This is a genomic window from Microbulbifer maximicatervae (SeqCode) (assembly GCF_052467305.1).
Map to the genome: position 1 here is coordinate 5,295,001 of NZ_CP174306.1, position 16,222 is coordinate 5,311,222.

Annotated in this window: 15 protein-coding genes, 5 tRNA genes and 2 rRNA genes (1 of these 22 cut by a window edge); 21 read left to right on the plus strand and 1 reads right to left on the minus strand. The window is 51.2% G+C overall.

Annotated elements, in window-relative coordinates:
* Together ACJJI4_RS23075 and rrf are read left to right on the plus strand one after the other, a co-directional pair.
* Positions 1-1,127, plus strand: a 23S ribosomal RNA gene (locus ACJJI4_RS23075) (it extends 1,755 nt beyond the left edge of the window).
* Positions 1,128-1,330: 203 nt separating this feature from the next.
* Positions 1,331-1,446, plus strand: a 5S ribosomal RNA gene (gene rrf, locus ACJJI4_RS23080).
* A gap of 774 nt (positions 1,447-2,220) precedes the next feature.
* On the opposite strand, the gene ACJJI4_RS23085 is transcribed toward rrf, so the two are convergent.
* Positions 2,221-3,180, minus strand: a complete 960-nt coding sequence (locus ACJJI4_RS23085; protein WP_444906491.1) for a hypothetical protein — start codon at positions 3,178-3,180, stop codon at positions 2,221-2,223.
* 154 nt (positions 3,181-3,334) lie between these two features.
* Between ACJJI4_RS23085 and ACJJI4_RS23090 the strand changes: the two genes are divergently transcribed.
* From ACJJI4_RS23090 to rplL, 19 genes are all read left to right on the plus strand, one after another.
* Positions 3,335-4,783, plus strand: coding sequence for an alpha/beta fold hydrolase (locus ACJJI4_RS23090; protein ID WP_444926591.1), 1,449 nt, complete (start codon positions 3,335-3,337; stop codon positions 4,781-4,783).
* A complete protein-coding gene (locus tag ACJJI4_RS23095) occupies positions 4,780-5,517 on the plus strand; it encodes an ABC transporter ATP-binding protein (RefSeq protein WP_282934411.1) in 738 nt (245 codons plus the stop codon). The genes ACJJI4_RS23090 and ACJJI4_RS23095 overlap by 4 nt, the downstream gene beginning before the upstream one ends.
* Positions 5,514-6,704 carry an ABC transporter permease gene (locus tag ACJJI4_RS23100; RefSeq protein WP_282934410.1) on the plus strand — a complete coding sequence of 397 codons (1,191 nt, stop codon included), beginning with the start codon at positions 5,514-5,516 and terminating at the stop codon, positions 6,702-6,704. Before ACJJI4_RS23095 ends, ACJJI4_RS23100 begins: the two co-directional genes overlap by 4 nt.
* Before the next feature lie 27 nt (positions 6,705-6,731).
* On the plus strand, positions 6,732-7,844 hold the full coding sequence (gene alr, locus ACJJI4_RS23105) for an alanine racemase (protein ID WP_444926592.1): 1,113 nt from the start codon (positions 6,732-6,734) through the stop codon (positions 7,842-7,844).
* A gap of 5 nt (positions 7,845-7,849) precedes the next feature.
* A complete protein-coding gene (birA, locus tag ACJJI4_RS23110) occupies positions 7,850-8,851 on the plus strand; it encodes a bifunctional biotin--[acetyl-CoA-carboxylase] ligase/biotin operon repressor BirA (protein ID WP_444926593.1) in 1,002 nt (333 codons plus the stop codon).
* Complete coding sequence (locus tag ACJJI4_RS23115; RefSeq protein WP_444926594.1) at positions 8,848-9,585, plus strand: type III pantothenate kinase; 738 nt, start codon at positions 8,848-8,850, stop codon at positions 9,583-9,585. The genes birA and ACJJI4_RS23115 overlap by 4 nt, the downstream gene beginning before the upstream one ends.
* A gap of 14 nt (positions 9,586-9,599) precedes the next feature.
* The gene (locus tag ACJJI4_RS23120; protein WP_444926595.1) at positions 9,600-10,289 is read left to right on the plus strand and encodes an SPOR domain-containing protein; all 690 of its coding nucleotides are present in this window, start codon (positions 9,600-9,602) and stop codon (positions 10,287-10,289) included.
* A gap of 192 nt (positions 10,290-10,481) precedes the next feature.
* A tRNA-Thr gene (locus ACJJI4_RS23125) sits at positions 10,482-10,557 on the plus strand.
* 108 nt (positions 10,558-10,665) lie between these two features.
* Positions 10,666-10,749, plus strand: a tRNA-Tyr gene (locus ACJJI4_RS23130).
* Positions 10,750-10,805: 56 nt separating this feature from the next.
* Positions 10,806-10,879 (plus strand) — tRNA-Gly (locus ACJJI4_RS23135).
* Between the two features lie 69 nt (positions 10,880-10,948).
* Positions 10,949-11,023 (plus strand) — tRNA-Thr (locus tag ACJJI4_RS23140).
* A 129-nt stretch (positions 11,024-11,152) separates the two neighbouring features.
* Complete coding sequence (tuf, locus tag ACJJI4_RS23145) at positions 11,153-12,346, plus strand: elongation factor Tu (RefSeq protein WP_108731642.1); 1,194 nt, start codon at positions 11,153-11,155, stop codon at positions 12,344-12,346.
* Positions 12,347-12,443: 97 nt separating this feature from the next.
* Positions 12,444-12,519 (plus strand) — tRNA-Trp (locus ACJJI4_RS23150).
* 116 nt (positions 12,520-12,635) lie between these two features.
* Positions 12,636-13,004 (plus strand): preprotein translocase subunit SecE, encoded by a 369-nt coding sequence (gene secE / locus ACJJI4_RS23155; RefSeq protein WP_108731643.1) that lies wholly within the window; start codon positions 12,636-12,638, stop codon positions 13,002-13,004.
* Between the two features lie 10 nt (positions 13,005-13,014).
* Positions 13,015-13,548 (plus strand): transcription termination/antitermination protein NusG, encoded by a 534-nt coding sequence (nusG, locus tag ACJJI4_RS23160; protein ID WP_108731644.1) that lies wholly within the window; start codon positions 13,015-13,017, stop codon positions 13,546-13,548.
* A gap of 154 nt (positions 13,549-13,702) precedes the next feature.
* Positions 13,703-14,134 carry a 50S ribosomal protein L11 gene (gene rplK, locus ACJJI4_RS23165; RefSeq protein WP_108731645.1) on the plus strand — a complete coding sequence of 144 codons (432 nt, stop codon included), beginning with the start codon at positions 13,703-13,705 and terminating at the stop codon, positions 14,132-14,134.
* A complete protein-coding gene (gene rplA, locus ACJJI4_RS23170; RefSeq protein WP_108731646.1) occupies positions 14,135-14,830 on the plus strand; it encodes a 50S ribosomal protein L1 in 696 nt (231 codons plus the stop codon). It begins immediately after the preceding gene.
* Between the two features lie 277 nt (positions 14,831-15,107).
* Positions 15,108-15,602: a 50S ribosomal protein L10 gene (gene rplJ / locus ACJJI4_RS23175; RefSeq protein WP_282934404.1), complete on the plus strand. Its 495-nt coding sequence runs from the start codon at positions 15,108-15,110 to the stop codon at positions 15,600-15,602.
* A gap of 77 nt (positions 15,603-15,679) precedes the next feature.
* Positions 15,680-16,048 (plus strand): 50S ribosomal protein L7/L12, encoded by a 369-nt coding sequence (gene rplL, locus ACJJI4_RS23180; protein ID WP_282934403.1) that lies wholly within the window; start codon positions 15,680-15,682, stop codon positions 16,046-16,048.
* Positions 16,049-16,222 lie beyond the last annotated feature (174 nt).

Consider the following 16,222-nt stretch of genomic DNA (forward strand, 5'->3'; position numbering starts at 1 on the left):
TTATTAAAAACATAGCACTCTGCAAACTCGTAAGAGGACGTATAGGGTGTGACGCCTGCCCGGTGCCGGAAGGTTAATTGATGGGGTTAGCTTCGGCGAAGCTCTTGATCGAAGCCCCGGTAAACGGCGGCCGTAACTATAACGGTCCTAAGGTAGCGAAATTCCTTGTCGGGTAAGTTCCGACCTGCACGAATGGCGTAACGATGGCCACGCTGTCTCCACCAGAGACTCAGTGAAATTGAAATCGCTGTTAAGATGCAGTGTACCCGCGGCTAGACGGAAAGACCCCGTGAACCTTTACTACAGCTTTGCACTGAACTTTGAGCCTATTTGTGTAGGATAGGTGGGAGGCTTTGAAGCAGCGACGCTAGTTGTTGTGGAGCCGTCCTTGAAATACCACCCTGGTATGTTTGAGGTTCTAACTCTGGTCCGTTATCCGGATCGAGGACAGTGTATGGTGGGTAGTTTGACTGGGGCGGTCTCCTCCCAAAGAGTAACGGAGGAGTACGAAGGTGCACTCAGCATGGTCGGAAATCATGCAATGAGCATAATGGTATAAGTGCGCTTGACTGCGAGACAGACATGTCGAGCAGGTACGAAAGTAGGTCATAGTGATCCGGTGGTTCTGTATGGAAGGGCCATCGCTCAACGGATAAAAGGTACTCCGGGGATAACAGGCTGATACCGCCCAAGAGTTCACATCGACGGCGGTGTTTGGCACCTCGATGTCGGCTCATCACATCCTGGGGCTGAAGCCGGTCCCAAGGGTATGGCTGTTCGCCATTTAAAGTGGTACGCGAGCTGGGTTTAGAACGTCGTGAGACAGTTCGGTCCCTATCTGCCGTGGGCGTTGGAGATTTGAGAAGAGTTGCTCCTAGTACGAGAGGACCGGAGTGAACGAACCTCTGGTGTTCCGGTTGTCACGCCAGTGGCATTGCCGGGTAGCTATGTTCGGACGGGATAACCGCTGAAAGCATCTAAGCGGGAAGCCTCCTTCAAGATAAGATCTCCCTGAGGCCTTGAGCCTCCTGAAGGGCCGTGGAAGACTACCACGTTGATAGGCTGGGTGTGGAAGCGTTGTGAGGCGTTGAGCTAACCAGTACTAATTGCCCGTGCGGCTTGACCATACAACAGAGATGGTTACTAACGACTAGCTAAGCTAGCGGATTGTGAGTTAGAGACATACGATCGCTTGCGGTGTATTACTACAGATTGTTTTACCGACTTATTTGGGGTTATCGCCGGTCACCAACATGACCGAGGCAAACAGCGATAACACGGCAGGCCAAGCACTTTGCTTATAAGACCAACGCCAACCCAAGCCAGTTTGCCTGACGACAATAGAGTTGTGGAACCACCTGATCCCTTGCCGAACTCAGAAGTGAAACGCAACATCGCCGATGGTAGTGTGGGGCTTCCCCATGTGAGAGTAGGTCATCGTCAGGCTTCTAATCCGAAAAGGGCCACCCAATAGGGTGGCCCTTTTTTTTATAGCTGAAAAAATATTTAAAAAAACAAAAATAAAAACAAAAAATAGGAATGAGAAAGCAGAAAATACTTAGTAGAAATTAAATAGAAAAAATAAAAATAGCTCTGAAAAATTTTAATGCTCAACTTTCTATTTAAAAAATCAGTCAGTAATTAAAAAAAGAAAAACCTAAAACTACCTGAGCACCTTAAACAGACGCTCTCCTAAAAAGCCTATAAAAATAGGTCTTTACCGATCTTCTCTCCAAATGCCTTTACACTCACTCAAAAAATAATCCAACAAAAATAACTCGCGTAAAACTCAGAAAAGTACCCATACCACTCCCGCCAAAAATTAAATTTAGCCGGTAAAAATATCGGTGATTTTTTAGTCTCTGCAGTAATCCCCTGTAACCACGGGGCCTGCAGCTCGTTTATTAAAGTTATGCACAACTCTATCCAGACTTTCTGTTAGTAACCGCTGGCTGTGGAAATCTGCGCAAAAAGTGCTGCTTTTTTACCCGCCTTCAATAGGGCCAAGCAATCACGGGGCTGGCCGGGGATATCCCGGAGTTATACACAGCTCTATCCATGGTTTCTGTTGGTAACAAAGACGCCATAAAACGGACATCAGTTATTAACAGTGTTATGAGCGATAAATCTGTGGATTACTGCGACTGATTGGTACGCCAGTATTCGAGAGAAGAAAAATTTGGGGATAAAAAAAGCCCCACCAGGTGGGGCTTGGGTGGGCTAGTAAGCAAAGGCGTTATCTGGAACGAGGTCAAAGTTCATATCATTCAAACTGAGGTCTTCTAGTGGAACCAGCTCGGCAGGGAGAGCAAAGCGTCGTGCGGCATTGTTCTGGTGCCAATCCAATACTTCAATGTCTGCTGACTCTTCTTGCTGTAGGTCTTGTAAAAAGGTCTTCAGCTCAGTGGTGCTCGCAGTAATTAGCGACTGGTAGTCGTAGGTTCCCAGTAGTTTAACGAAGCGGTATTCATCTGTGGCATCTTCAATACGCAGCCAGGCCTGCCCATTGGAATTACCATCCTCGCCGAGAATAACCGGGCCGTGATCATCGTCGAACACTGGAACGAGCTGATAATCGGGAACAGGTAGTATTGTCCCAACCCAAACCCAACCAGAGAGGCTGGTGCGGCTTAATTGCCATTCACAGAGCCATACCGTCTGATCATCGTCTATGCGAAATTCCCGGTACTCCCTTTGGCTTAAATAGTTGTCAAAGCTCACTTCGGCATTGGGGTTATCTTTACGAAAACTATGAAGCTGTTGTGTCATTTCATAGTTTACTTCCCAATGCTTTTTCAAGCGCCACTGCATTGGGTATTGGCCCCACTCAACGATATATTCTTCGTGCTCGCGAACAGTTTCGACTACGCGCCAAAAGGCTCCGTCAATAAGAATGCAGGTATCCCCGAGCTTACAGCCCGGTGCAATGATGCTGCATTCAGGTGAGGCTTCGGATGCACTCACTAAGTGTTCGCTACGCCCTTCAATAACGTCATACCAGGGAAATCCGTGACGCAATGGTGGCGGGAATGCCAATGGCGGCCGACCGCCAAGTAATCGTCGGAAGAGAACCGATTTCTCAATTTCAAGATCAGAAAGTGTGTAGCCTTCCTGTTGTGTGATTTGGCCCCAGGCAAAGGCGGCTCGGATTAGGTGTTTTTCTCGGTCTGAAAAGCTCATGGGTGCAATCATGGGCAAGTAAATAAGAAACCATACCACTGTGCAGGGGTGGGCGCTAATGCAAATGCAATTATCTGCCTTTTGTTGGATGACGACAGCTTAGGAGCAGTTCGATACACTGGTTGGGATAAATTCGTTGGATAGGGGGTTGGCAGTGGTTTGGATACAGAGGTTTGCGATCTTCGCGATTAGCTTGTTTATAGGGCTATCTCCAGCAGTTGCAGAAGAGAGAGAAGAGAATAACTTCGAGTCCTGCTACCTGGACGGCTGGAGCCATGCTCTGCACTGTACAAAGATACCGGTTGGTGAAGGAGAAGCTGCAGTAGATCTAGCGGTAATGATAGCCCCAGCAGTTAATGACATTGGACTGGAGCCACTTTATTTACTGGCCGGTGGCCCCGGCCAGGCAGCCAGTTATCTGACCCCAATTCTAAATGCCTTATATAAAGTCAATCAGAGTAGGGCGATCGTTCTTGTCGATAGGCGCGGCTCGGGTTACTCGGCTGCATTTGATTGTGGGATCGACGGAGAAGTCCATATGGATCTGGAGGCGGTCACCGATCAATTCTCAACTTGCTACCTTGAAAACTCCTCCTTTGCTAAAACACTGCATAGCCGTCAAGCGGTTGATGATCTGGAGGAAGTGCGCCTTCAGTTGAGACATAAAAAAATTGCTTTGTGGGGAGGTTCTTGGGGAACTCGCACCGCGCTTCTTTACCAGCAATGGTATCCCGAAAGTTTAAGTGTCCTGATCCTGGATGCCGTAGCCCCGATTGATTCAAAAGTTTTTCTTACTGCGCAAGCTGCTGAAAAGGCGCTGCTAAAATTGGAGAAAGACTGCAGTCAGGATCCGGTGTGCTCCGAATTTGGCGATTGGAGATCTGACCTGGATAGCTTGCTTAGGGACTGGGATGGAAGAGCATCGAACTTCCCGGACCCCCACTCTGGTCGCACAATGGAAACAAGTGTTCCCCGTAGCTTCATACAAAACCTGATAAGGACCGCGCTCTACACACCTGAAACGGCAGCGCAGTTACCATACGCTATTAGCCAGGCTGAGGAGGGTAATTATTTACCGCTATCGGGGTTGGTTGGACTTTTATCTGATGATGGAAGTATGTCTATGGGGCTCACCTTATCAGTTGCTTGCGCTGAAGAATTAAATCGCACTACAGAGGAAGAGCTGGCTGCAGATATTCACGATAGCTTTTTAGGTGATGCTTTTTTTGAGATTTTTGCTGAGGGTTGCAAGGTGTGGCCCGTATCTCCTATCACTTACGAAGTCCCGGAAGAAAGAAATCATCCTGTGTTAATTATTTCTGGGGAGGCTGACCCTATTACCCCACATTATTATGCGGAACAAAGCTTGGGGTATCTTTCAGAATTAAAACAGGTAGTGGTTCCAGGTGGTGGACATATCAATAGTATGCGCGGTTGTATACCAAAGCTAATAGATGATTTTCTAAAATCTCCACTTGCTTCTTTAGATAGTGATTGTATTGCGGATATTCAAAGACCACCTTTTATGGCGGGTGCTTTTGGACCTGAAATTGATAAAGCGGTATCCAGTGAGTTGCTATCGAGCCAAGGGGATAACAAATGATTGCTGTTAAATCTATTCACAAGCAATTCTCTGGAAAGAAAGTACTCAAAGACCTGAATTTCAATATACCTGATGGCCAAATAACCGCTTTGCTGGGGGCTAATGGAGCCGGTAAAACTACATGCCTCAGAATTATAACGGGGTTGGTAAAACCGGATGAAGGTACAGTAATTGTTAGTGGGCTTAATGTGGCCGAAAAGCCATTAGAAATAAAGCGGCAATTGGGCGTTGTCGGCGATCGTGAAGGCTTGTATGAACGACTTACTGTAGCGGAGTACTTATCATTTTTTGCCAGTGCGCAGGGATTATTTGGGGCAGAGCTTAAGCGCGCATTGAATTCTGTTCGAGAAGAGCTGGAATTAGAAGATTTGTGGCAACGTCGGACAAAAGGCTTTTCCCAGGGGGAGAGAATGAAAGTGTCGCTGGCGCGGGCACTAGTTCACCGGCCTACGCACTTGATACTCGATGAACCGACTCGCGGGCTTGATGTCCTTGCAGCGAGACTGCTGCGGAAAACACTTCTGCGGTTGCGCTCTGAGGGCGTAGCCATTTTATTTTCCAGCCATATTATGGCTGAAGTTACTGAGTTGTCAGATAGAGTATTGGTGATGGCTAACGGTGCTATTGTCGATAGTGGTACCCCCGATGAGCTTGTAGAACGCACAGGCTGTAAAAACCTGGAAGATAGTTTCGTCACTCTGGCTTACGGGGTTAAAGGGGAGGTGATGGCATGAAATTTTTAAACCTATTATTTACTCCCGCCATGTCTGCTCTTCTGAAGAAGGAGTCTTTAGAGGTTTGGCGTGACCGGCGAGCACTGTATTTATCTTTGCTGTTTGCCATTTCATTTCCCGGAATGATCGCATCGATGACTCTGTTTATGTTTAAGTCCCAAGGGGAGAGGACATTTCAGCTAGCGTTGTTAGGCGGGCAGGATTTACCAGTATTAGAGCAGCAGCTGAGTAAAGGGCGGGTGGAACTGGATAGCCTGTCAGAAGGGGACCCGATAGCTTTACTTGATGAAGGTTACGATGCAGTTGTGAAAATTGATGAAGGTTTTTCTACCGATTATCGCAATTTCCGCAGCCCCAAGGTTTATTTGTATGTTGATAGCTCCGATCGTTTCAGCGGGCAAGGCGCGAGTCATGTTCAACAAAAGCTGGGTGAGCTACAACAGCTCATTGTTCAACAAAGAATGGTCGCTAGGGGAGTCCCACTAAAAACAATAGCACCCTGGCAAGTCCAGGTCAGGGATGTCAGTACCCCGTCTACCCGCAGTGCCTGGATTGTTGGTTCAATACCGACACTCTTGATAATGACGCTGTTTATAGGTTGCCTGTCCTCGTCCATTGATGCCTCTGCCGGTGAGCGGGAGAGAATGAGTTTTGAGGTATTACTGCAACAACCTCTGGCCGCCTGGCAGGTGGTCCTGGCCAAGGTTCTCGCTGTAGCCAGTATCAGTTGGTTATCTTCAATTCTCGCGTTAGTTTCGCTAATGGCTGTTTTTCCATTTTTGCCCTTGGCTGAAATGGGGATACAACATGCAACTACGCTGAGTGGCATGGTTGCTATGGCGCTAGCCCTGCTCCCACTGGCTCTATTGGTTGCCGTACTGCAAATATTGTTAGCGTTGCGTTCCCAGTCATTTAAAGATGCCCAAACTCAATTGAGTATATTGCAGATTTTACCTGTCACTATGTTGTTAATATTGGATATGTCATCCATAGAGCTAGAGGAGCCTGCCTGGCAGTTGGTCCCGCTGGTCGCGCAACAGCAGTGGTTTAAGGCTCTACTGGTTGGGGATACGGTCTCCATATCACTAATGATCGCTGGCTCACTGGTCAGCCTTTTGTTGGTTGTTGGGTGTATATTAGGCGGTGCCCGAGCTCTGCAGCGAGAGAGTCTGCTCGGAGCTACCTAGCTTACTGATTTAGAGAGTTGTACTGGTATGAGTGACTTTCGTGAAGGGTTATTAAGTATCAACCTGAGGTCTATAGCAGATAACTATCAGGATCTGGCTAATCGCTTGAAAGCCGGCACCCGGTGCGGTGCTGTGGTTAAAGCGGATGCTTACGGCTTGGGAATGGCTCATGTTGCACCGGCGCTATACGCTCAGGGATGCCGCGATTTCTTTGTGGCCACCCAAGTCGAGGGGGAGCGCTTGCGCAGTGACCTCGGCAACGATGTGAATATAGTCATTTTTACCGGTGTCAGGCCTGGTGCTGAACTAGAGTGCGCTCGCGCGGGTTTGATCCCCACATTGTTTACTCTGGATCAATTGAAGAGCTGGGTTGAAATCTGCGAGAAAGCTCAGTTGGAGGCCTCTTGCGCCGTAAAAATTGATACCGGCATGACTCGGCTGGGATTGACCCCGGATGAGTTCGAATTGCTGCTCAAGGACCGCCCTCTCTTGGAGTCCGCCGATGTTCGGATGTTCTTCAGTCATCTTGCCTGTGCAGATCAGCCCCAGCATCCGCATAATAAGCTTCAGTTGAACGAGTTTAAGACCGCGGGCGATCGCATGCGGGAACTGTGCCCGGATATTCAGCTCAGCCTTGCGAACTCATCCGGCATCTTTTTGGGTGAGGAGTATCACTTTGATATTGCCCGACCGGGCTCCGCACTATACGGCCTTAACCCTGTCCCTGAGGCTGAAAACCCGATGCGTCCAACGGTGACTTTGGGCTTGCCAATTGTCCAAAAGCGCTATGTCAGTCAGTCCCGGTCTGTGGGGTATGGTGCGACCCAGGAAGTTCCCGGAGATAGTTGGCTTGCGGTAGCTCGGGGTGGATATGCCGATGGCATTATACGAGCCCAAGGGGGGCGGGGGCGCGGATGGGGGCACGGCCGCCCTCTACCAATTGTCGGGCGTATATCAATGGACTCTACCACTTTCGATATTTCGGGTCTCAGTGAAGAGGAGCGGGACTCCCTTCAGTCGATCGAGATTCTCAATGACCAGCTTACGGTGGATGAGGTTGCTGGGTATGCCGGGACTATCGGTTATGAAGTCCTGACGAGCCTCGGGCATCGCTATGGCCGCCATTATGTAAAAGGTTGAACAAATTGCAGGACGTCGCCGCAAAAACACCATTAGAACAGCTTCGCCCGGTGCTGGAGCTTCTGGCGGATGGGGAAATACACTCGGGAGAATCCCTCGGGAATGCGCTTGGTGTCAGCCGAGCCGCTGTTTGGAAACAACTACAAAAGCTCGAGAGCTACGGCCTGACGCTTGAGTCTGCTAAGGGGCGAGGTTATCGCTTGCCGGGAGGTCTCGACCTGCTATCTGAGCAGACTGTTACCGCTCAGCTGGATGGTTCAGCCCGAGCACTACTGCGCGAGTTGCAGGTTTTTGATGAGTTGAGTTCAACGAACTCCCTGTTACTGGAACGTTTTGAAGAAGGTAAGGGACACGCTGTAGCGATTCTCGCCGAGCGGCAAAGTGCCGGTCGGGGTCGCCGTGGTCGCAATTGGGTCAGCCCCTATGCCACAAGTATCAGCCTCTCAGTGGGCTGGGAGTTTAATGGCGGTGTACAAAGCCTGGAGGGGTTGAGTCTTGCCGTCGGTGTTGCTGTGGCAAAAGCGCTCGAGCGTTTTTCTGTACCGGGCGTGCGCCTGAAGTGGCCAAATGATGTGTGGTGCCAGGGCCGTAAATTGGCCGGTGTATTACTTGAGCTAAAAGGGGATTTAACCGACCGCTGTTCAGTGGTTATCGGCATTGGGTTGAATAATGGTCTCAACGCAAAGACAGCAGAGGAGATTGATCAACCATGGGCAGATCTCCAGCAAGTCCGTCCTGGTATTGGCCGCAGTGAATTAACTGCGGCGATACTCAGCGAGCTGTTACCGATGCTGGAAACTTACCCGGAAGGGGGCTTCGCCGCTTACCGGGAATCGTGGTCAACCCTAGACCAGTTTGCCGGGCAGCCAGTTCAGTTGCGGTCAGGTAATTTGAGCTGGGAAGGTGTTGCGGCCGGTGTCGATGAAAAAGGAGCCTTGTTACTCGACACTGATAAAGGGCAAAAGTCATTTCATGGGGGGGAAATCTCGTTGCGGGGGCAGGTGTGATTCTAGAGCTGGATGTCGGCAATACACGGGGTAAGTGGCGCTACCTGGTCGAAGGCGAGGTGATAGCCCGTGGTGATATCGAAACTGGGCAGTTGCGCCAGCAGGTTTTGCCTGAGGGTTGGGCAGACCTAACCCCCTACCGTTTTCGGGTAGTGAATGTTGCCGGTCCCGTTGTTGCTGAATTCTTGAGTCGGGTGGCCCGAGACCTGTTCACACTGGAGGCTGAATTCTCGGCAGTAGCGCCCCAATGTGCCGGCGTTATCTGCGGGTATGAAGACCACTCCGCCCTGGGGGTGGATCGGTGGCTGGCAATGTTGGCGGCCTACCAGCAATCTCCCCGAGCATCATTAATTGTGGATTGCGGCAGTGCGGTCACCTTAGATTTGCTGGACAATAGCGGGCGCCACATTGGGGGATATATCGTTCCCGGTTTCGGATTGATGAATCGCGTTCTCAGTGTCGATACTCATGCAGCAAAGAGTCGTGAGGCACTGGCCCTGACAAAAACATTGGGCGCGGGACGCAATACCAATGAGGCGATAAACCGTGGCCTCTTGCTGATGGTGTTGGGTGCGGTTGATCGAGCAATGGAAGAATTGCAGGTCCACTCCGGTTCCCCCCCTTTATTGTGGTTAACCGGTGGAGATGCGCAGTTGCTCTCCGCAGTTTACCAGCACGAACATCGCCTGGTTCCCGATTTGGTGATGGATGGGTTGGCCCTTAGTAATCCATAAAAATTTACTCTGTTATGCGCTGGATAGCCCTTTCTTTAGTCGCCCTGAACGCTGTGCTTTTTGCCTGGTATATGTTGGTAGCGCCGTCTCCGCAGTTAAGTAGCGGCAAGAGCCCGATCCCTCACGAGTCGGAGGGAAAGAAAATTACCCTCGTTAGCGAAATATCCCCTGAAGAGCTGCCTGCTCCAGAGAAGGCCGGGGCACTGAGTAAGGAGTCCTTTGAGGTTGAGCAGCTTTGTACGCTGTTGGGGCCTTTCACGGAGGAGTACCAGGGCGAGGATCTCTTGCAGCGAATCCGGTCCCTTCAGGTTAAAGCCGAGCTGCGTGATATAGAAATGCAGGGGCAGATGCGCTACTGGGTATATCTGCCGCCACTGAGTTCGAGGCGGGAGGCCTACAACCGCTTGCGTGAACTACAGTCTCAGGGGATCGACAGCTATGTCATTCCCAAAGGCGCATTGGAAAATGGCATTTCATTTGGGATTTTCAGTGAGCGAGCCCGAGCTGAGTCCCATACCAGCGTTTTGAAGGAGAGGGGGGTTACCGCGCAGTTCAAGGAGGAGCCGCAAACCTATATGGAGCGGTGGATAGTTATGCCCCCCGGCAGCACAGAAAGTCTTGCAGAAGAATTTTGGCGACAATTGCAAAGTGAATACCCGGACCTGGATCGGCGCCCAAATCTTTGTTCTGAAGTGCTTGGCTAACAAAAAAGCAGATTTATCAGAAAATCATCAGGTGGCGTCTCGAATCGCTGTTTTTTTCAACAAGTTGGAATAGGCGACATAAAAAATATGATTTATCTGCAAAAAGGGTGTTGCGTGTCGAGATAAGTTCCCATAGAATCCCGCCTCCATTGACGAGGGTGACTTAACAACTTCGGCAATGAACGGGATAGGGCTGGCGTAGCTCAGTTGGTAGAGCAGCTGACTTGTAATCAGCCGGTCGGGGGTTCGACTCCTCTCGCCAGCTCCATTTTCATCCCGTTGCTGTCAAAATTAGGTTTCGCTGCTAAGTATGTGAAATTTAAAGAAAAATTGTTGACAGCGCAGCGAGATGTGTAGACAATGCACACCGCTTTGAGCAGGGGTTCCCGAGTGGCCAAAGGGATCAGACTGTAAATCTGACGCGAAAGCTTCGGTGGTTCGAATCCACCCCCCTGCACCATATTACACCTTAGGGTGTTGCGCGAAATCTAAGGGTTTCGCATGGAGGTCCCGAAAGCGGGCATAGTTCAATGGTAGAACCTCAGCCTTCCAAGCTGATGATGCGGGTTCGATCCCCGCTGCCCGCTCCAAGTTTTGGGGTTGGTTGGAATGCTCTCCAGGGTGCAACATTTTAAGATGCCGTTATCGGCAAGATTTTAGCTCATGTAGCTCAGGGGTAGAGCACACCCTTGGTAAGGGTGAGGTCGGCGGTTCAAATCCGCCCATGAGCTCCATTTTATATGACCGCAAGAGTGAAAGCTCTTGCGGTTGTTTGTGTCCGGGGTCGGATTTTCCGGGTCGGATGTGCATGTTCTGGACGTGGGTGGTGCCGTTATCGGCTCGCCTATATATAGGAGGCTGCAATGGCAAAAGAAAAGTTTGAACGTTCCAAGCCCCACGTGAACGTGGGCACCATCGGTCACGTTGACCACGGTAAAACCACCCTGACCGCTGCTCTGACCCGCGTATGTGCGGAAGTTTGGGGCGGTGACGCTGTTGCTTTCGACGGTATCGACAATGCACCGGAAGAGCGTGAGCGCGGTATCACCATCGCTACTTCTCACGTTGAGTACGAGTCCCCGACTCGCCACTACGCGCACGTAGATTGCCCGGGACACGCCGACTACGTTAAGAACATGATCACCGGTGCTGCTCAGATGGACGGCGCTATCCTGGTATGTTCCGCAGCTGACGGCCCCATGCCGCAGACTCGTGAGCACATCCTGCTTTCCCGTCAGGTAGGTGTACCTTACATCGTTGTATTCCTGAACAAAGCGGACATGGTAGACGACGAAGAGCTGCTCGAGCTGGTGGAAATGGAAGTTCGCGAACTTCTGGACCAGTACGAGTTCCCAGGTGACGACACTCCGATCATCGTTGGTTCCGCTCTGATGGCCCTGAACGGCGAAGACGACAACGAAATGGGTACTACCGCTGTTAAGAAGCTGGTAGAGACTCTGGACGAGTACATCCCTGAGCCAGAGCGCGCTGTAGATCAGCCGTTCCTGATGCCGATCGAAGACGTATTCTCTATCTCTGGCCGTGGTACCGTTGTAACTGGTCGTGTAGAGCGCGGTGTGATCAACACTGGCGACGAGATCGAAATCGTTGGTATCAAAGAAACCACCACTACTACCTGTACTGGTGTTGAAATGTTCCGCAAGCTGCTCGACGAAGGTCGTGCTGGTGAGAACATCGGCGCACTGCTGCGCGGCACCAAGCGTGACGAAGTAGAGCGTGGTCAGGTACTGGCTAAGCCGGGCTCCATCACTCCGCACACCAAGTTCGAAGCGGAAGTGTATGTACTGTCCAAGGACGAAGGTGGTCGTCACACCCCCTTCTTCAAAGGCTACCGTCCTCAGTTCTACTTCCGTACTACCGACGTAACTGGTGCGGTAGAGCTGCCGGAAGGTACTGAAATGGTAATGCCGGGCGACAACATTCAAATGGTTGTTACCCTGATCGCTCCGATCGCCATGGAAGACGGCCTGCGCTTCGCTATCCGCGAAGGTGGTCGTACCGTAGGTGCGGGCGTTGTTGCTAAGATCATTGAGTAATCTTTGATTTCTGCATCACAATATTCTATGTGGTGCACCAGGTGGGAGAGTTCCTGTAGCTCTCTCATCTTTGAGCGCGAAAGTGCTCACACTGTACAGGCCAGTAGTTCAATTGGTAGAGCACCGGTCTCCAAAACCGGGTGTTGGGGGTTCGAGTCCCTCCTGGCCTGCCATTTTTAATCACTCCGCTTAGATAAGCTTAGGGGTGTCGCAAAACCCTACTTGTCAGTGGGGCTTTTGTGTTTATGAGCGCTAAAAGATTATCTATAGTGCGCTAAGGGCTTCTTATATGAATGCTAAAACAGAAGCGAAAACCTTTCGTCTTGACGGTCTGAAGTGGTTGTTAATAGTGCTGCTGGTGGGCGGTGCTGTTGCAGGCAATTCATATTACGCCGAATTCCCTTTGTTTTACCGAGTGTTGGCAGTAACTGCCATCTGTCTGGTAGCTCTGGTTGTGGCTGTAAATACCGCCAAAGGCAATGCGTTGTGGCAACTGTTGCGCGAAGCGCAAACTGAAGTCAGGCGTGTGGTTTGGCCGACCCGCCAAGAAGCAACCCAGACCACAGCGATTGTGGTTGTTTTCGTGTTGATTATGGCGCTTATCTTGTGGGCGCTTGATTCGGCTCTGGGTTGGGCGGCTTCCAAATTTATCGGCTAAAGGTTGATACATGTCAAAGAATTGGTATGTGGTCCAGGCTTACTCGGGCTATGAGAAGCGTGTCGCCAGCTCCCTGAAAGAGCGCATTGAGCTGAACGAAATGGACCACCTGTTTGGTGAAGTCCTGGTTCCCACGGAAGAAGTGGTCGAGATGCGCGCAGGGCAGAAGCGTAAGAGTGAGCGCAAATTTTTCCCGGGCTATGTCCTGGTAGAAATGGAATTGAACGACGATACTTGGCACTTGGTGAAAGAAACTCCCCGAGTGCTGGGTTTTATCGGCGGCAAGGCGGATAAGCCGGCCCCGATTACTGACCGCGAAGCACAGGCTATCCTGAATCGCATCGACGATTCCGCCGATAAGCCCAAGCCCAAGACACTGTTCGAACCCGGTGAAATGGTTCGGGTCATCGACGGGCCGTTTAATGACTTCAACGGTGTGGTCGAAGAGGTCAACTACGAGAAGAGCCGCTTGCGAGTGGCGGTGTTGATCTTCGGTCGCTCCACCCCGGTTGAACTGGAGTTCAGTCAGGTAGAAAAGACCTGATTCCAGTATAAATTTTTTGCCCCCTTTCGCCGCGAGGTGGAAGGGGGTTTTCGCGTCCCCGAAAAATGAGTTTTTATTTCGGGGTTCGGGGAGCTTGCCCTTAAACCTTATGGCTGAGTGGCGGGCGTTAATACCCAACTAGAGGAGAGCTGTAATGGCTAAGAAAGTAGAAGCTTATATCAAGCTGCAAGTTAAGGCCGGTCAGGCCAACCCGAGTCCGCCCGTTGGTCCCGCACTGGGTCAGCACGGTGTGAACATCATGGAATTCTGTAAGGCGTTCAACGCCCAGACCCAGAGCCTCGAGCCAGGTCTGCCAGTTCCAGTTGTAATCTCTGTATACAACGACCGATCCTTCACCTTCATCATGAAGTCGCCGCCCGCCGCTGTACTGCTGCGCAAGGCTGCCAAGATCAAGAGCGGTTCCGGTCGTCCGAACACTGAGAAAGTGGGTAAAGTAACCCGCGCTCAGCTGGAAGAGATCGTAGAAATGAAGAAAGCAGACCTGACTGCATCCGACTTGGACGCGGCCGTGCGCACTATCGCCGGTTCCGCTCGCAGCGCCGGTATCGAAGTGGAGGGTCTCTAAGTGGCTAAATTGAGCAAGCGTCAGCGCGTAATCGCTGAGAAGGTTGAAGCTGGTAAGGCTTACGGTATCGAAGAAGCCGTAGCCCTGCTGAAAGAGCTGTCCAACGTTAAGTTTGCAGAAACTGTAGACGCTTCTGTAAACCTGGGCATCGACCCACGTAAATCCGACCAGGCTGTTCGCGGTGCAACTACTCTGCCGCACGGTACCGGTAAAGAAGTTCGCGTAGCTGTTTTCACCCAGGGTGCAAACGCTGATGCCGCTAAAGAAGCGGGCGCTGACCTGATCGGTATGGACGAGCTGGCTGCCGACGTTAAAGCAGGCAAAATGGACTTCGACGTAGTTATCGCTTCTCCCGATGCGATGCGCGTTGTAGGTCAGCTGGGTCAAATCCTCGGCCCGCGCGGCCTGATGCCGAACCCGAAGACTGGCACCGTAACTCCAGACGTTGCTACTGCGGTTAAGAATGCCAAAGCGGGTCAGGTGCGTTTCCGCGCTGACAAGGGCGGCATTATCCACGGTGGTATCGGTAAAGTTGCTTTCGATGCGAACTCTCTGAAAGAGAACCTGGAAGCTCTGGTTGCCGACCTGAAGAAAGCCAAGCCGGCTTCTGCAAAAGGTGTATATCTGAAGAAGATCACCCTGAGCACCACTATGGGCCCGGGTCTGGTTATCGATCAGTCTTCCCTGAACATCTAAATATCACTGCGGGGTGTGATCACCTCTCAGTAAATCGAACTTTGGGGTCCACCTGAATGCTTCGGCACAAGGTGGGCCGTCAAAGACCGTAGGTGTCAGGTGCGTTGAGGTTTAACGTGCCTGGCTTAATCCGAACTTCGGCCAGGTTGGCCATTGCGAGGTTCGAGCCTACGCAGACGGTGTCGCCCAAACCAGTATTTTTACTGGATTTGAGCTTTATGCACCGGAACGGATCGGACGTTTAAGTCCGGTTTTTTTCAAATCCAGGAGTGACACTATGGCTATTGGACTCGAAGACAAGAAAGCGATTGTCGCAGATGTCCAGCAAGCTGCTGAAGGTGCTCTGTCTGCGGTTGTTGCGGATTCCCGCGGCGTAACCGTGAATGACATGACCACTCTGCGCAAAGAGGCTCGCGAGAACGGCGTTTGGTTGAAAGTCGTCCGCAACACTCTGGCGCGTCGCGCTCTGGCAGGTACCGAATACGAATGTCTGACTGACAAATTCGTAGGTCCTAGCATCATTGCATTCTCTAACGAACACCCAGGTGCCGGCGCGCGCATCCTGAGCCAGTTCGCTAAAGGCAATGACAAGCTGGAACTGAAAGGTGCTGCCTTCGAAGGCGCGATCACCGACGTCGCATTGTTGGCAAGCCTGCCGACTTACGACGAGGCGATCGCCAAGCTGATGAGCGTGTTGAAAGAAGCATCTGCTGGCAAGCTGGTTCGCACTATTGCGGCCGTTCGCGACCAAAAAGAGCAGGAAGCTGCGTAATTTTTTCGCTAGAGCGAATCGCAGTTTCAAAACGAAATACGAGCAGCTACTGCTCAAACCAATTCAGGTACTGAATCATGTCTCTGACTAAAGAAGATATCATCAATGCTGTTGCCGAAATGTCCGTTAAGGATGTTGTTGAGCTGATCGAAGCAATGGAAGAGAAATTCGGCGTAACTGCTGCTGCAGCAGTTGTAGCTGGCCCAGCTGGTGGCGAAGCTGCCGCTGAAGAGAAAGACTCTTTCGACGTAATCCTGACTTCCCCAGGCGACAAGAAAGTGAACGTGATCAAAGTTGTTCGCGGCATCACTGGCCTGGGCTTGAAAGAAGCTAAAGGTCTGGTAGACGGCGCTCCGAGCCCGCTGAAAGAAGGCGTAAGCAAAGACGAAGCTGAAGCAGCTAAGAAAGAGCTGGAAGAAGCTGGCGCAGTTGTAGAACTGAAGTAATTCGGTTCTTGCGTCTCCCGCTAGCTGTCGCGTAAAGCGGCGGGTAGCGGTAAGGCTGGTGGACTTTTGTCCGCCGGCCTTTTTGCCGTTTGCGGTACTGAGGTTTTTACCGGTGCCGGCGGGATTTAAAAACCGTGGCAAACCTCATTTAACCATAGCGCAGTAGCGCTACCC

Coding starts and splice junctions, on each gene's coding strand:
- rplJ (WP_282934404.1), top strand. CDS start 15,108: ATGGCTATTGGACTCGAAGACAAGAAAGCGATTGTCGCAGATGTCCAG.
- secE (WP_108731643.1), top strand. CDS start 12,636: ATGAATGCTAAAACAGAAGCGAAAACCTTTCGTCTTGACGGTCTGAAG.
- ACJJI4_RS23100 (WP_282934410.1), top strand. CDS start 5,514: ATGAAATTTTTAAACCTATTATTTACTCCCGCCATGTCTGCTCTTCTG.
- tuf (WP_108731642.1), top strand. CDS start 11,153: ATGGCAAAAGAAAAGTTTGAACGTTCCAAGCCCCACGTGAACGTGGGC.
- ACJJI4_RS23085 (WP_444906491.1), bottom strand. CDS start 3,180: ATGAGCTTTTCAGACCGAGAAAAACACCTAATCCGAGCCGCCTTTGCC.
- alr (WP_444926592.1), top strand. CDS start 6,732: ATGAGTGACTTTCGTGAAGGGTTATTAAGTATCAACCTGAGGTCTATA.
- rplK (WP_108731645.1), top strand. CDS start 13,703: ATGGCTAAGAAAGTAGAAGCTTATATCAAGCTGCAAGTTAAGGCCGGT.
- rplL (WP_282934403.1), top strand. CDS start 15,680: ATGTCTCTGACTAAAGAAGATATCATCAATGCTGTTGCCGAAATGTCC.
- ACJJI4_RS23120 (WP_444926595.1), top strand. CDS start 9,600: ATGCGCTGGATAGCCCTTTCTTTAGTCGCCCTGAACGCTGTGCTTTTT.
- nusG (WP_108731644.1), top strand. CDS start 13,015: ATGTCAAAGAATTGGTATGTGGTCCAGGCTTACTCGGGCTATGAGAAG.
- ACJJI4_RS23095 (WP_282934411.1), top strand. CDS start 4,780: ATGATTGCTGTTAAATCTATTCACAAGCAATTCTCTGGAAAGAAAGTA.